Source organism: Ideonella dechloratans (assembly GCF_021049305.1).
GTDB classification, from domain to species: domain Bacteria; phylum Pseudomonadota; class Gammaproteobacteria; order Burkholderiales; family Burkholderiaceae_C; genus Ideonella; species Ideonella dechloratans.
Window position 1 is genome coordinate 395,277 of sequence record NZ_CP088082.1, and the last position, 12,677, is coordinate 407,953.

The window sequence follows — 12,677 nt, forward strand, 5'->3', positions numbered from 1 at the left end:
GAATTGCCCTGAATCAAGGGCAGCGCGGCCGCTCCTGGCGGGGCCGGGGCCTGAACGCGCCGGGCGGGGGGCGAGCAGGCACAATCGTCCCAGGACTCTTCCCGGAGCAGCCCTGCTATGGTTCAGCGCCCCCACAGCACCCACAAGCCCCTGCCGCCTCCTGTTCGCCAGCGCAGCCGGCGGCTGGAGAAGAAGCTGCGCATTGGCGCGTTCCAGGAGGTCGGCTTTCCGGTCAGCATCCGCCTGAATCCGGCGCTGAGTTCCAAGGCTTGCGACGAGTTCTGGGACGCATTCCTCGGCGAGCTGATCGGGCCCCGCGGCTTGGCCTATGGCGGCCGCGAAGAGGGTTTCGTGATGCGCTTTGGCAGCGGTTCGGCCACCGAGGACGACCGCGTCGCGGTGAGCGACTGGCTGCAGGCCCGCCCGGGCGTGGAGCGGGTGGTCGTCGGTCCGCTGGAGGACGCCTGGTATGCCCCGGCCCCGGCCCGGGGACGCAAGACATGAGGATCCCGATGCACCCGAATGCCTGGTATTCGCGGTTCGCCAAGGCGGCGGCCCGCTTCTGTGGCCGCCCGCGCGTGTTCATCCTGGCCTTGCTGGTCATCCTGGTGTGGATCGTCACTGGCCCCATCTTTCAATACAGCGACACCTGGCAGCTGGTGATCAACACCGGCACCACCATCGTCACCTTCCTGATGGTGTTCCTGATCCAGAACACCCAGAACCGCGACACCGAGGCCATCCAGATCAAGCTCGACGAGCTGATCCGGGCCACCAAGGGGGCCCACAACGCCCTGCTGGACCTGGAGGAACTGGAGGAGGAAACGCTGGAAGTCTTCCGTCAGCGCTACCTGGGGCTGGCCCGCAGCGCCCGGCGCGAGCTGGGCGAGGGTTTCAAGGACACGGACACCCCGGAGGCATGAGCGGCTTGCTGACATGGCGCGACAGGCGGCGGACGGCCAGGGGACTTGGGCTGGTGCTGGGCCTGGTGCTGGCGGTGGGCTGGGGCAGCGGCCACGCGGCCGACGACAAGGCCCTGCACCAGGCGTTGCAAGAGGCGCGCTTCGCCCTGGTGGACGACGGGGCCGGCGTGCTGGACCAGACCACCGGCCTGGTGTGGGCGCGCTGCGTGCACGGCATGCGCTGGACGGGCCGGCAGTGCACCGGTCAGGCCGACCGGGTGACCCAGGATGCGGCCATGCAGCTGGCCGTTCGCGAACGCGAAGGGGTCTCGCAGCGCTGGCGTCTGCCCCATGTGGCGGACTTGCGCCGCCTGGCCAACCGCCTGGCCAAGGTGCCCGAGCTGGTCCCCACGCTGTTTCCGCAGTCACCCCGTGGCCCGTGCTGGAGTGCCACCTCGGTCATCGACGAGACCGCGGTGAACCCCTACAACTACGGCAACATCCAGCGCGGTCGCAACGCCGACAACACGGTGCAGCTGCGCTTTCTGCATGCCTGGGCCATGGACCCGCTGGCGGCCGGCGAGTCCAGCGAGGAGCCCAAGCGCACCCTGCACCTGGTGCGCTTGCTCTACCCATCCGCGCCTTGATCACACCCTGATGGGGCCGCAGCCCCGGCTTGACCTTGCCCCCGTGGGAAGGTCTACAGTTCAGACATCGTGACCTTTTCGCGCGTCCTCTTCGTCCTGCTGCTGACCCTGCTGCTGCCGCTGCGGGGAGCCTGGGCCTGGATGCCGGCCCCGGGGCAAGGCCCGGCGCCGATGGCCGCCGCTGCGGTGGCGCCGCAGGAGCCGCCCTGCGCGATGCATGCCGCGGCTTCGTCAGCCCAGGCCCAGACGCCGGTCTGGCGCAGCAGCGAACCGGCCTCCACCCTGTGCCACGCCAGCGCGGGGGCCTGCTGCCTGGCCGTCATGCCCACGGTGCCGGCACCCTTGCCCGGCGCCATGCCCATCGTCTCCTTGCGCTACCCGCCCCTGGCGGTGCCCGCGCCGGCCTTCTTCGGCGATCCCCAGGAACGTCCCCCCAGGTCGGCCTGAACGCATCGGGCGCCCGGTGGGTCACCACCGGCGCCTGTCTGCCGTGCGCGCCGCGGTCCTGTGGGCATGCAGGCCCTGCGGCGCAGAAGTCGAACGCGACCCCGGTCGCGCCTTCGGTCGGTCCCCCGAGGTTCGTGTCTTCGGGTTCCGCACCGATGAGCCAGAGGGAACTCCATGCAAACCATGTCACCTGTGGGGCGGGCTGTGTGCCTGCCGCCCACCCGGCGTGCCCGCGGGCTGCGCCTGTCCCTGTCCGCCCTGAGCCTGGCCGTGCTGGCCGGCTGCGCCAGCTTTTCCGGTAACGGCGGGATGGACGACGTCAGCCGCCTGACCCAGGCCAGCCTTGGCCAGCGGCCGCAGGCCCACGGCGCCGACACCTCGCCCGAGGCCGTGCAGGCCCGTGTGCGCGAACTGCTGGCCCGGCCGCTGGGCGCGGACCAGGCGGTCGAGCTGGCGCTGATCCAGCAGCCCGGGCTGCAGGCCCGCTTCGACGAACTGGCCCAGGCCGAGGCCGAGCGGGTGAGCGCCGGGCGCCTGCCCAACCCGGCGATCAGCCTGGGCCGCCTGGCCGGAGGCGGGCTGCTGGAGGTGGATCGGTCGCTGACGATCGATCTGCTGGGCTGGCTGGCCTGGCCGGCGCGCGACGGCGTGGCCGAGCGCCAGTGGCGCAGCGTCCAGTGGCAGGCCGCGGTGGCCGCCGTGGGCCAGGGCCTGGCGGCCCGCCAGGCCTGGGTGGATGCGGTGGCCGCGCAGCAGCAGTGGGTCTTGCAGCAGCGCCTGCAGGCCGTGGCCGACACCGCCGCCGAGCTGGCCCAGGCCATGGCCAAGGCCGGCAACGTGCCGGCGCTGACCCAGCTGCGCGAACAGGCCTTCCAGACCGAGACCCGCTTGCAGGGGGCCCAGGCCCGGCAGGACGCCCTGGCCGCCCGCGAGCGCCTGGTGCGCGCCCTGGGACTGGATGCCGACGCCGCGCGTCTGAGCCTGCCGGAGCATCTGCCCGCGCTGCCGGACCAGCCGCGCAGCCTGAGCGAGGCCGAGCAGGCCGCCATCGACCAGCGTCTGGACGTGCAGATGGCCCGCCACGCCGCCGAGGCCACCGCCCAGGACCTGGGCCTGACCCGCGCGACCAGCTGGGTCAATGTGCTGGAGGCCGGGGTGCAGGACAAGCACGCCCGTGGCGAGCCCACCCAGCGCGGCGCCGAGCTGACGCTGGAGCTGCCGCTGTTCGACTTCGGCAGCACCCGCCGCACCGGGGCCGAGGCCCGCTACCGCCAGGCCCTGCATCGTACCGCCCAGGTGGCGCTGGAGGCCCGCTCCGAGGTGCGCGAGGCCTACGCGGCCTACCGCAGCGCCTACGACGCGGCCCAGGTCCACAGCCGCGAACTGCTGCCCCTGCGCCAGAAGATCTCCGACGAGATGCTGCTGCGCTACAACGGCATGCTCATCGGTGTGAACGAGCTGCTGGACGACGCCCGCAGCCGCGCGATGGCCGCCGGCCAGGCCCTGGCCGCGCAGCGTGCCTTCTGGCTGGCCGATGCCCGGCTGCAGGCCGCCCTGGCGGGCGTGCCCGCCCGCGCGACCGATGCCGCCGACCTGGCCGCCACCCTCCTCAACGACGCCCCGGCCAGCGCGGCCGCGGGCCACTGAAAGCCTGCCATGACCGCACGCAGAGATTTCTTCCGCACGGCGGGCGCCACCTTGCTGGGCGCGGCCGCCGTCAGCCGCGCCGGCGCCGCCCTGCTGCCCGAGGCCGCCACCCAGACCTCGCCCGAGACCCAGGTGCCGCCCCCGCCGCCCAATGGCCGGCCCTTCCAGCCCCTGGTCACGCTCAACGGCTGGTCCTTGCCCTGGCGCATGAAAAACGGCGTCAAGGAATTCCACCTGGTGGCCGAGCCGGTGGTGCGCGAGATCGCCCCGGGCATGACCGCCCAGCTGTGGGGCTACAACGGCCAGAGCCCCGGCCCGACCATCGAGGCGGTGGAGGGCGACCGCATCCGCATCTTCGTCACCAACAAGCTGCCCGAGCCGACCACCGTGCACTGGCACGGCATCCTCGTGCCCTCTGGCATGGACGGCGTGGCCGGCCTGACCCAGCCGCCCATCGCGGTGGGCAAGACCTGGATGTACGAGTTCACGCTGCAGCGCGCCGGCACCTTCATGTACCACCCGCACGCCGACGAGATGCTGCAGATGGCCATGGGCATGATGGGTCTGTTCATCGTGCACCCGAAGAACCCGCGCCAGCACCGGGTGGACCGCGACTACGGCTTCATCCTGAACGCCTACGACATCGAGCCCGGCAGCGCCACGCCCCGCGTGAACACCATGCTGGACTTCAACCTGTGGACCTGGAACAGCCGGGCCTTCCCCGGCATCGATCCCGTCGTGGCCCGCAGCGGCGAGCGGGTGCGCATCCGGGTGGGCAACCTGACGATGACCAACCACCCGATCCACATGCACGGCCCGCACTTCGAGGTGACCGGCACCGACGGCGGCTGGGTGCCGCCCGCGGCGCGCTGGCCCGAGGTCACGACCGATGTGGCCGTGGGCCAGATGCGGGCCATCGAGTTCGACGCCGTCGCCGGCGACTGGGCCATCCACTGCCACAAGAGCCACCACACGATGAACGCGATGGGTCACAGCGTGCCCACGATGATCGGCGTGGCGCAGAAGGCGCTGGCCAAGAAGGTGGCCGCCCTGGTGCCCGACTACATGGCCATGGGCGAGCACGGCATGCACGAGATGGCGGTGATGGAGATGCCGCTGCCGGACAACACCCTGCCGATGATGACCGGCCAGGGCCCCTTCGGCCCGGTGGGCATGGGTGGCATGTTCAGCGTGGTCAAGGTGCGTGACGACCTGAAGCCCGGCGACCACCGCGACCCGGGCTGGTACCGCCACCCGGCCGGCACGCTGGCCAGCGAGTACACCGCCGAACTGCCCGAACCCACCCGCGCCCCAGCCCCGCCGGCCGATGCGCAGACGATGCACGTGCACAAGCCCGGGGCCGACATGCCCATGGACCACTGAACGCCCCCCGAACCGGAGAACGACCATGAAGCAAACGACCGCGACCCGTCCTGTCCTGGACCGTCGCCATCTGCTGGGCCTGGGCCTGCTGGCCCTGGCCGGTGTCGCCCGCCCCGTGCGGGCCGCTGCGCCGCTGCCCACCGTGCAGGTCTACAAGAACCCTTCCTGCGGCTGCTGCGGCGCCTGGGCCGACCACATGCGGGCGGCCGGCTTCCAGGTCACGCTGCACGAGGTGGACTTCCCCGGCGCCATCCGGCGCCAGCACGGCCTGCCCGATCGCTTCGCCAGCTGCCACACCGCACTGGTCGACGGCTATGTGGTGGAGGGTCATGTGCCGGCGGCCGAGGTCAAGCGCCTGCTGGCCACCCGGCCGCAGGCCGTCGGCCTGGCCGTGCCCAGCATGCCGCCGAGCTCGCCCGGCATGGACGTGCCGGGCCGCAACGATCCCTACCAGGTCCTGCTGGTGGATGCCCAGGGCCGAGAGACGGTCTGGGCGAGCTACCCGCAGCCGGCCGGCCGGCGCGGCTGAGCTCAGGGGGTGGCCGTGGCCCGCATGTGGTAGAGCGCGGCCACCAGGTCGGACTGGGTGACCATGCCGACCAGGCGCTGACGCTCGTCCACGATGGGCAGGTGGTGGAAGTTGCGGTCCGACAGCAGCGGCACCAGCTCGCCCACGTGCAGGTCGGCCGGGGCCGTGCGAACCGGGTGGGTCATGATCTGACCGGCCACCTCCGGGTGCAGGCTGTGGCTGCGCCCGCTGGGGCGCAGCAGCGTGCGGATGCGCTCGCCCAGGGAGACCGGGCCGTCCAGACCGGCGTGGTGCAGGAAGTCCGTCAGCGTCACGATGCCCACCACGCGTCGGCCCCGGTCCAGCACCGGCAGGGCGTGGATGCGGTGCTGGCGCAGCGTGTCCCAGGCCTCCTGCAGCGGGGTGCCGAAGTCCAGCGTCACCACGTCACGCGACATGATGTCGGCGCAGCGCACCTCGCCCTGCAGGCGCCGGAAGGCGCGCTGCTCGGTCTGGTGCAGCAGCTCGGCCAGGTCGTCCGGGTCCACGTCCAGCACCTGGTCCTGCTGGCGCAGCACGGCGTCCAGGTCCTCGCGGGTGAAGCCCAGGCGCTCGCGCGGCGGCAGGTCGCGCGTGCCGTGGTCGGCCGCCGGCGCCGGCGGGCGGTGCGGATAGGGGTGGCGGGTGGCGTTGTTGTAGACCACCGCCACGGCCAGCAGCAGCAGCGATTCCAGGCCCACCGGCACCAGCACGAAGCCGGGCCCGGCGCCTTGCAGCGCCGCCGTGAGCGCGATGGCGCCGCCCGGCGGGTGCAGGCAGCGCAGCGCGAACATGGCCACCAGGGCGGCGGCCATGGCCGCCGCCGGCGCCACGCCCGGGCCGGCGTGGCCCAGCAGGGCCGCGCAAGCCACGCCCACACAGGCCGACACCGCGTTGCCCAGCAGCATGTTCCAGGGCTGGGCCAGCGGGCTGGCCGGCAGGGCGAACAGCAGCACCGCCGAGGCCCCCATCGGCGCGATCAGGGCCGGGGCGCCCAGCGCGTGGCTGGTGAACCCCGTCAGCAGGATGCCCAGGCCCGCGCCCAGGGCCGCGCGCCAGCGCTCGGGCCGGCCCACGTTCAGGGCCGGAGCCCAGTGCTGCCAGCGACCCTTCATGCGGCCTGCAGCGCTTCCAGCGGGCCGAAGAACTCCCAGCGCAGCCGCTCGGGGGCGACCCCTGCGGCCAGGCCGGCGGCGTGCACCGCCTGCATGAAGGGCTTGGGCCCCAGGAAGTACAGGTCCACGTCGCGGTCGGCCGGCAACTGAGCGGCCAGCAGCGCGGCGTCCACCCGGCCCACGGCGTCCGGCCGGTCCTGCGGCCGCGGCTCGTCGTAGAGGAAGAAGGGCTGCACGTTGGGGTGCTGGGCCGCCAGTGCCTGGACCCGCTGGGCGAAGGCGTGCCAGCCACCGTGGCGGGCGGCGTGGATGAAGCGGATGGGCCGGCCGCTGGGGGCGGCGGCCTCCAGCATGCTCATGGCCGGGGTGATGCCCACGCCACCGGTCACCAGCACCAGCGGGCGCTCGGCCGGGGCCTGGGCGTCCAGCACGAAGTCGCCGCAGGGCGCCAGGGCCTGCAGCGTGTCGCCCACCTGGGCCTGGTCATGGAGCCAGTTGGACACCTTGCCGCCGTCCTCGCGCTTGACGCTGATGCGCAGCCAGGGGCGCCCCGGGGCGTCCGACAGCGAGTAGTTGCGCCGGGTGGGCTGGCCGTCGATGGTCAGCACCAGCGTCAGGTACTGGCCGGGCTGGAAGGCCGGCAGCGCACCGCCGTCCACCGGCTCCAGGTAGAAGGAGGTGATGACCTCGCTCTCGGCTTCCTTGCGGGCGATGCGCATGGCCCGCTCACCGCGCCAGCCGCCGGGCTGCTCGGCATTGGCCTGGTAGAGCTGGGCTTCGGCGCCGATCAGCACCTCGGCCAGGGCCTGGTAGGCCTCGGCCCAGGCGGCGATGATCTCGTCGGTGGCGGCCGCCCCCAGCACCTCGCGGATGGCCTGCAGCAGGCACTTGCCGACGATGGGGTAGTGCTCGGGCTGGATGCCCAGGGCGACATGCTTGTGGATGATGCGCGGCAGCGCGCCGGCGATTTCGTCCAGGCGGTCGATGTGGGCGGCATAGGCCAGCACCGCACCAGCCAGGGCGCGCGGCTGGGCGCCGCCGGCCTGGTGGGCTTCATTGAAGAAGGCCTTCACCTCGGGATGCTCGCGGAACATCAGCGGATAGAAGTGGCGGGTGATGGCTTCGCCGTGTTCTTGCAGCACGGGCACGGTGGCCTTCACCAGGGCAATCGTCTGGGCGCTCAGCATGGGGAACAGTTCCTCGGGTGGCTATGGATGTTTGCGCCAGATCAAGATGCGGGCCAACCCGGAGTGTCCTTGCAAGTGGCTGTCAGACGGAACATTTTTTCCCTGCCTTCAGCGGGGTTGTCAGCTTGACCACAGGGAGCGTGTCGTCATCGCCACCACAATGTGGTCACGATGACAACTCTTGCGGCTTCTTTGCCGGCGGCCACCCCGGCGCCGGCCGGCGCGGCGGACCCCGACCGCACCCGCCTGGCGGCCCTGCTGGCGGCCGTGCGCGGCATGGTGCGCTGCGATGCGGCCGCCCTGTTGCGCCTGGATGAGGACAGCAGCGTGCTGCGGCCGGTGGCGGTGGACGGCCTGAGCGAGGAGGCCCTGGGCCGAGCCTTTCCGGTGGCCGCCCATCCCCGGCTGGCGCAGCTGCTGGCCAGCGACGAGGCAGGCCTGCGCTTTGCGGCCGATTGCGGCCTGCCCGACCCCTACGACGGCTTGGTGGAAGGGCAGCCCGACATCCTGCCGGTGCACGACTGCATGGGCGCGCCGTTGCGGGTGGGCGGGCGGCTGTGGGGCCTGCTGACGCTGGATGCGCTGCAGGCCGGCGCCTTCGAGCCGGTGGGCCCGGCCCAGCGCCAGGCCCTGGTGACGCTGGTGCAGGACGGCATCGAGGCGGCCGGCACCATCCGCCAGCTGGCCGAGCAGGCCCATCGCGAGCAGGCCCGCCTGCAGGCCCTGCAGCGCAGCACCCTGGCCCAGCGCAGCCTGGGGGGCCACAGCCCGGCCATGCAGGCCCTGCTGCACGAGATCGACCTGGTGGCCGGCTCCGACCTGACCGTGCTGATCCTGGGTGAGACGGGCGTGGGCAAGGAGCTGGTGGCCCAGCGCCTGCACGCCCAGTCGGGCCGGCGCGAGCGGCCGCTGGTGCAGGTCAACTGCGCGGCCCTGCCCGACACCCTGGCCGACAGCGAGCTGTTCGGCCACCGGCGCGGCGCCTTCACCGGTGCCCTGCAGGACCGGGCCGGCCGCTTCGAGCTGGCCGATGGCGGCACCCTGTTTCTGGACGAGGTGGGCGAGCTGAGCCTGCCGGTGCAGGCCAAGCTGCTGCGGGTGCTGCAGAGCGGCGAGGTGCAGCGCCCCGGCAGCGACCGCCTGCTGCGGGTGGATGTGCGGGTGCTGGCCGCCACCAACCGCGATCTGGAGGCCGAGGTGGCGGCCGGCCGCTTCCGGACCGATCTCTACCACCGGCTGTCGGTCTACCCGCTGCGCGTGCCCCCCTTGCGCGAGCGCGGCCGCGACGTGCTGGCCCTGGCCGGCGGTTTCCTGGAGGAGAACCAGCACCGTCTGGGCACGCGCAACCTGCGCCTGACGCCGGCCGCCAAGGCCTGGCTGCAGCAGCAGCCCTGGCCCGGCAATGTGCGCGAACTGGAGCATGTGATCAGCCGCGCCGCCCTGCGCGTGGTGGGCGAGCAGGGGCGCGCGGCGCGCTGGGTGCGCATCGAGCCCCGCCACCTGGGCGAGGCGGCACCGGCGGCGACGGCCGGACCCGCGCCGCTGCCGGGCCTGTCCACGCCGGGGCCGGCGGGGCGGAGCCTGCGCGAAGCCACCGAGGCCTTCCAGCGTCAGTGGCTGCAGGCCCTGCTGGCGCGCCATGGCGGGGTGGCCGCGGCCGCCGCGCGCGAGGCCGGCGTGGACCGCAGCAACTTCCACCGCCTGCTGCGCCGGCTGGGGCTGGCGCCGGTCTGAGGGGGCGCCGGCTCAGGCCAGCACGATCGGGCAACCGGCCCTGGCGAGCGCGGCATGGCCAGGGGCTCGGGGTGCCTTGCCGTCGGTGATCAGGCGGTCGATGCGTTCCAGCGGGCAGAAGCTCACGCGGCTGGTCTGACCGATCTTGCTGTGGTCGGCCAGGATCACCGTGTGCAGGGCCTGGCCCGCCATGGCGCGGGCCACCTCCGCCTCGTGCAGCTCGTAGCTGCTGGCGCCGAACTCCGCGCTCACCCCGACGGGAGAGAGCATCGCCCAATCGGCCCGCCACTGCTGGATGGCGGCCACTGTCTGTGCGCCGTAGGTGGCCCCGGTGGTGGGCCGGGGCTGGCCGCCCAGCAGGTGCACCTGGTGTCGGGTCTGGCCCGCCGTGTCGTCGGCCACCAGCTTCTGCGCCACGTCCAGGGAGTTGGTGATCACCGTCAGTCCGCGCAGCGAGGCCAGCGCCTCGGCCAGCAGCGACACAGTGCTGCCGGCGTCGATGAACACCGTCTGCCCCGGCTGCAGCAGCCGGGCCGCGGCCCGCACGATGGCCCGCTTCTCCAGCAGGTGGGCGCGGGCCCGCTGCTGCAGGGGGGGCTCGGGCAGGGCGGCGGTGCGCTGCACGCCGCCATGCACCCGGCGCAGTGCGCCCAGCGCCTCCAGGGCCACGACGTCGCGTCGCACGGTTTCCCGCGAGACGCCCAGGTCCTGCGCGATCCTTTCCGTGGTCACCAGCTCGGTGTTGGCGAGCAGGGCGCGGATGCGCTGGTGGCGTTCCTCTTGCAGCATGGGCGCGATGATGCCGCAGGACGGCCCGGGCGCGCGCAGCATGCCTCGGGCGCCCGCGGCGAGCCTCAGCCCAGCTTCAGCTGGTCGGCCACGGCCGTGCCGTGCATGGCCGGGTCGCTGACCGAGTCGCGGCCGGTCTCGACACGGCCGGCCACGCGCCGGCTGTAGCCGGCCAGCCCCTCCACGGTGACGCTGAAGTCGTACCAGTGACCGCTGTCCTTCAGGCCCCAGATGAAGGTCTCGGTCGCGCCCGGCTGCACCGTGCGCTTCTTGGCGCTGGTGCTCAGGTAGGCGTTGGCGGTGATCTGGAAGGTGCAGGCCGCCGTGCCGGTGTTGTGCAAGCTCAGCTGCAGGTCGCCATTGGCCACGTCGTAGCAGGTCTTGAGCTCCGGGTTGGGCTGGCTGGCGCTGGCGATCGCGGCGGCGTTGCCGGTGAAGTGGCGGTGGTAGCCGTTGGGGCCCAGCACCCACAGGTCGTAGGCCCCCTGGTCGGCGGCCAGTGACCACACGCCCCGGAGCTGCTTGCCCGCTTCCACCGTGTAGCGGCGGGGCTGGGCATCCAGGTGCAGGCGGTCGTAGACGTGGAACACGGCGGCGGCGCTGCCGGTGTTGGCGAAGTCCAGGGTCACCTGCTGGTCGGCCGGCGCCACCGTGGCGTGGGTGTGCAGCTCGTAGGGCAGGGCCCGCGAGGGGCGCACGCCCTGGGCCTGCTGGGGCATCTGGGCGTCGCTGGGCGGCAGCGGGGTGGTGCGGCCCGGCAGGGCGCGCGCCTTGGCCGCCAGCGCGCTGGTGTCCGGCAGCCCGGACAGGAAGCTGTCGTCGTTGGGGCTGGCGAAATTGAAGGCGGTGGTGAGGTCGCCGCAGACCGCGCGGCGCCAGGCGGAGATGTTGGTCTCCTTCACGCCGAAGCGCTTTTCGATGAACTGCAGCACCGAGGTGTGGTCGAACACCTGGGAGTTGACCCAGCCGCCCTTGCTCCACGGCGAGATGACGTACATCGGCACGCGCGGGCCCAGGCCGTAGGGCCGGTGCAGCAGCTCGGCTTCGCTGGGCGTGTCGTGGTAGCTGACCAGGATCTCGTGGTACTCGGCCGTGGTGTCCACGGTGCTGGCGCCGGCCAGCACGGCCTGGGCCGGATCGGCGTTCCAGCTCACGTAGGAGGGCGGGGCCGGCGGCGGCACGTGGTCGAAGAAGCCGTCGTTCTCGTCGAAGTTCAGGAACAGCACGGTCCGGCTCCAGACGTCCGGGTTGGACGTCAGCGCATCCAGCACCTGGGCGGTGTATTCCGCGCCCTGGGCGGGGCTGGAGGGGCCGGGGTGTTCCGAGCCTTCGGCGGTGGCGATGATGAAGCTGACCTGGGGCAGGGTGCCGTTCAGAACGTCTTCCTTGAGCTTGTCCAGGTCGCGGGTGCTGACACCGCGCTGGCGCAGCGCCTCCGAATAGCCCGGACGCTGGAACCAGGCGTCGCGGAAGCTGTGGAAGCCCGCCAGCGGGTTGTCGGTGAAGTTGTCGTCCATGTTCTCGTAGACCTGCCAGCTGATGCCGGCGGCTTCGAGACGTTCGGGATAGGTGGTCCAGGTGTAGCCACCATCGCCGTTGTCGGCATCGAACCAGTCGTAGTCGTTGTAGGTGGCCGGGCCGTTGCCCTGGCCCAGGCCGTCGTTGGTGCCGGTCCACTGGAACAGGCGGTTGGTGTTGGTGCCGGTCTGCGAGGCGCAGTGGTAGGCGTCGCAGATCGTGAACGCGTTGGCCAGCGCGTACTGGAAGGGCATGTCATTCGCGCCGAAGTAGGCCATCGAATGGTTGTTCTTGAAGGTGGTCCACTGGCTCATGCGGCCGTGGTCCCAGGCCCGCTGGGCATCGGACCAGCTGTGCGGCGTGCCGCTCACCCGCATGTACTCGAAGGTCTGCACCGTGTTGATGTGGAACGGGGCGATGACCGAGGGCGCGGCCGAGGCACTGGCGTTGGGCTGCGACCAGACCGTCTTGCCGACGATGTCGCCGCTGTCGGGCACGGGGATGGGGAAGGGGTCGGCGAAGCCGCGCACGCCGTTGAGGCCACCGAAGTAGTGGTCGAAGGAGCGGTTCTCCTGCATCAGCACGACGATGTGCTCGACGTCCTGGATGGTGCCGGTGCGCTGGTTGGCCGGGATGGCCAGGGCGCGCTGGATGGCGGGAGGGAAGGCGGAGAAGGCGGTGGCGGCACCAGCGGTGCCCGCCAGCGAGCGGAGGAAGTGGCGACGGGATTGGGTCATGGAGAGGGTCCGGAAACGGCGTGG

The 12,677-nt window shown here is 72.3% G+C and carries 12 protein-coding genes; 8 read left to right on the forward strand and 4 right to left on the reverse strand.

What is annotated here, in order from left to right:
- The first annotated feature begins 117 nt into the window (after positions 1-117).
- The 7 genes from LRM40_RS19755 to LRM40_RS19785 all read left to right on the forward strand — a co-directional run bounded on the left by LRM40_RS19755 (position 118) and on the right by LRM40_RS19785 (position 5,555).
- Positions 118-504 carry a YggL 50S ribosome-binding family protein gene (locus LRM40_RS19755; RefSeq protein WP_151125107.1) on the forward strand — a complete coding sequence of 129 codons (387 nt, stop codon included), beginning with the start codon at positions 118-120 and terminating at the stop codon, positions 502-504.
- An 8-nt stretch (positions 505-512) separates the two neighbouring features.
- Positions 513-923 (forward strand): low affinity iron permease family protein, encoded by a 411-nt coding sequence (locus LRM40_RS19760; protein WP_151125106.1) that lies wholly within the window; start codon positions 513-515, stop codon positions 921-923.
- The gene (locus tag LRM40_RS19765; protein ID WP_151125105.1) at positions 920-1,549 is read left to right on the forward strand and encodes an Lcl domain-containing protein; all 630 of its coding nucleotides are present in this window, start codon (positions 920-922) and stop codon (positions 1,547-1,549) included. Before LRM40_RS19760 ends, LRM40_RS19765 begins: the two co-directional genes overlap by 4 nt.
- Positions 1,550-1,618: 69 nt before the next feature.
- On the forward strand, positions 1,619-1,996 hold the full coding sequence (locus LRM40_RS19770; protein ID WP_151125104.1) for a hypothetical protein: 378 nt from the start codon (positions 1,619-1,621) through the stop codon (positions 1,994-1,996).
- A 174-nt stretch (positions 1,997-2,170) separates the two neighbouring features.
- Complete coding sequence (locus LRM40_RS19775) at positions 2,171-3,643, forward strand: TolC family protein (RefSeq protein WP_231067866.1); 1,473 nt, start codon at positions 2,171-2,173, stop codon at positions 3,641-3,643.
- Between the two features lie 9 nt (positions 3,644-3,652).
- The gene (locus LRM40_RS19780; RefSeq protein ID WP_151125103.1) at positions 3,653-5,026 is read left to right on the forward strand and encodes a multicopper oxidase family protein; all 1,374 of its coding nucleotides are present in this window, start codon (positions 3,653-3,655) and stop codon (positions 5,024-5,026) included.
- 25 nt (positions 5,027-5,051) lie between these two features.
- Positions 5,052-5,555: a DUF411 domain-containing protein gene (locus tag LRM40_RS19785; protein ID WP_151125102.1), complete on the forward strand. Its 504-nt coding sequence runs from the start codon at positions 5,052-5,054 to the stop codon at positions 5,553-5,555.
- 2 nt (positions 5,556-5,557) lie between these two features.
- Here LRM40_RS19785 and LRM40_RS19790 read toward each other — a convergent pair whose 3' ends face one another.
- Both LRM40_RS19790 and hmpA read right to left on the reverse strand, forming a co-directional pair.
- On the reverse strand, positions 5,558-6,688 hold the full coding sequence (locus tag LRM40_RS19790) for an HPP family protein (protein ID WP_151125101.1): 1,131 nt from the start codon (positions 6,686-6,688) through the stop codon (positions 5,558-5,560).
- A complete protein-coding gene (gene hmpA / locus LRM40_RS19795) occupies positions 6,685-7,875 on the reverse strand; it encodes an NO-inducible flavohemoprotein (protein WP_151125100.1) in 1,191 nt (396 codons plus the stop codon). Before hmpA ends, LRM40_RS19790 begins: the two co-directional genes overlap by 4 nt.
- 171 nt (positions 7,876-8,046) lie before the next feature.
- On the opposite strand from hmpA, the gene norR reads away from it, so the two are divergent.
- Positions 8,047-9,609 carry a nitric oxide reductase transcriptional regulator NorR gene (norR, locus tag LRM40_RS19800; protein ID WP_231067867.1) on the forward strand — a complete coding sequence of 521 codons (1,563 nt, stop codon included), beginning with the start codon at positions 8,047-8,049 and terminating at the stop codon, positions 9,607-9,609.
- 12 nt (positions 9,610-9,621) lie between these two features.
- Here the strand turns inward: norR and LRM40_RS19805 are convergent, their stop codons facing one another.
- A complete protein-coding gene (locus tag LRM40_RS19805) occupies positions 9,622-10,440 on the reverse strand; it encodes a DeoR/GlpR family DNA-binding transcription regulator (protein ID WP_375143071.1) in 819 nt (272 codons plus the stop codon).
- Between the two features lie 23 nt (positions 10,441-10,463).
- Positions 10,464-12,653 carry a phosphocholine-specific phospholipase C gene (locus LRM40_RS19810; RefSeq protein WP_151125645.1) on the reverse strand — a complete coding sequence of 730 codons (2,190 nt, stop codon included), beginning with the start codon at positions 12,651-12,653 and terminating at the stop codon, positions 10,464-10,466.
- Positions 12,654-12,677 lie beyond the last annotated feature (24 nt).

What these genes read in the sequence shown, in the direction of transcription:
- LRM40_RS19755 (WP_151125107.1), top strand. Translation starts at nt 118, where the DNA reads ATGGTTCAGCGCCCCCACAGCACCCACAAGCCCCTGCCGCCTCCTGTT.
- LRM40_RS19760 (WP_151125106.1), top strand. Translation starts at nt 513, where the DNA reads ATGCACCCGAATGCCTGGTATTCGCGGTTCGCCAAGGCGGCGGCCCGC.
- LRM40_RS19765 (WP_151125105.1), top strand. Translation starts at nt 920, where the DNA reads ATGAGCGGCTTGCTGACATGGCGCGACAGGCGGCGGACGGCCAGGGGA.
- LRM40_RS19775 (WP_231067866.1), top strand. Translation starts at nt 2,171, where the DNA reads ATGCAAACCATGTCACCTGTGGGGCGGGCTGTGTGCCTGCCGCCCACC.
- LRM40_RS19780 (WP_151125103.1), top strand. Translation starts at nt 3,653, where the DNA reads ATGACCGCACGCAGAGATTTCTTCCGCACGGCGGGCGCCACCTTGCTG.
- LRM40_RS19785 (WP_151125102.1), top strand. Translation starts at nt 5,052, where the DNA reads ATGAAGCAAACGACCGCGACCCGTCCTGTCCTGGACCGTCGCCATCTG.
- LRM40_RS19790 (WP_151125101.1), bottom strand. Translation starts at nt 6,688, where the DNA reads ATGAAGGGTCGCTGGCAGCACTGGGCTCCGGCCCTGAACGTGGGCCGG.
- hmpA (WP_151125100.1), bottom strand. Translation starts at nt 7,875, where the DNA reads ATGCTGAGCGCCCAGACGATTGCCCTGGTGAAGGCCACCGTGCCCGTG.
- norR (WP_231067867.1), top strand. Translation starts at nt 8,047, where the DNA reads ATGACAACTCTTGCGGCTTCTTTGCCGGCGGCCACCCCGGCGCCGGCC.
- LRM40_RS19805 (WP_375143071.1), bottom strand. Translation starts at nt 10,440, where the DNA reads ATGCTGCGCGCGCCCGGGCCGTCCTGCGGCATCATCGCGCCCATGCTG.
- LRM40_RS19810 (WP_151125645.1), bottom strand. Translation starts at nt 12,653, where the DNA reads ATGACCCAATCCCGTCGCCACTTCCTCCGCTCGCTGGCGGGCACCGCT.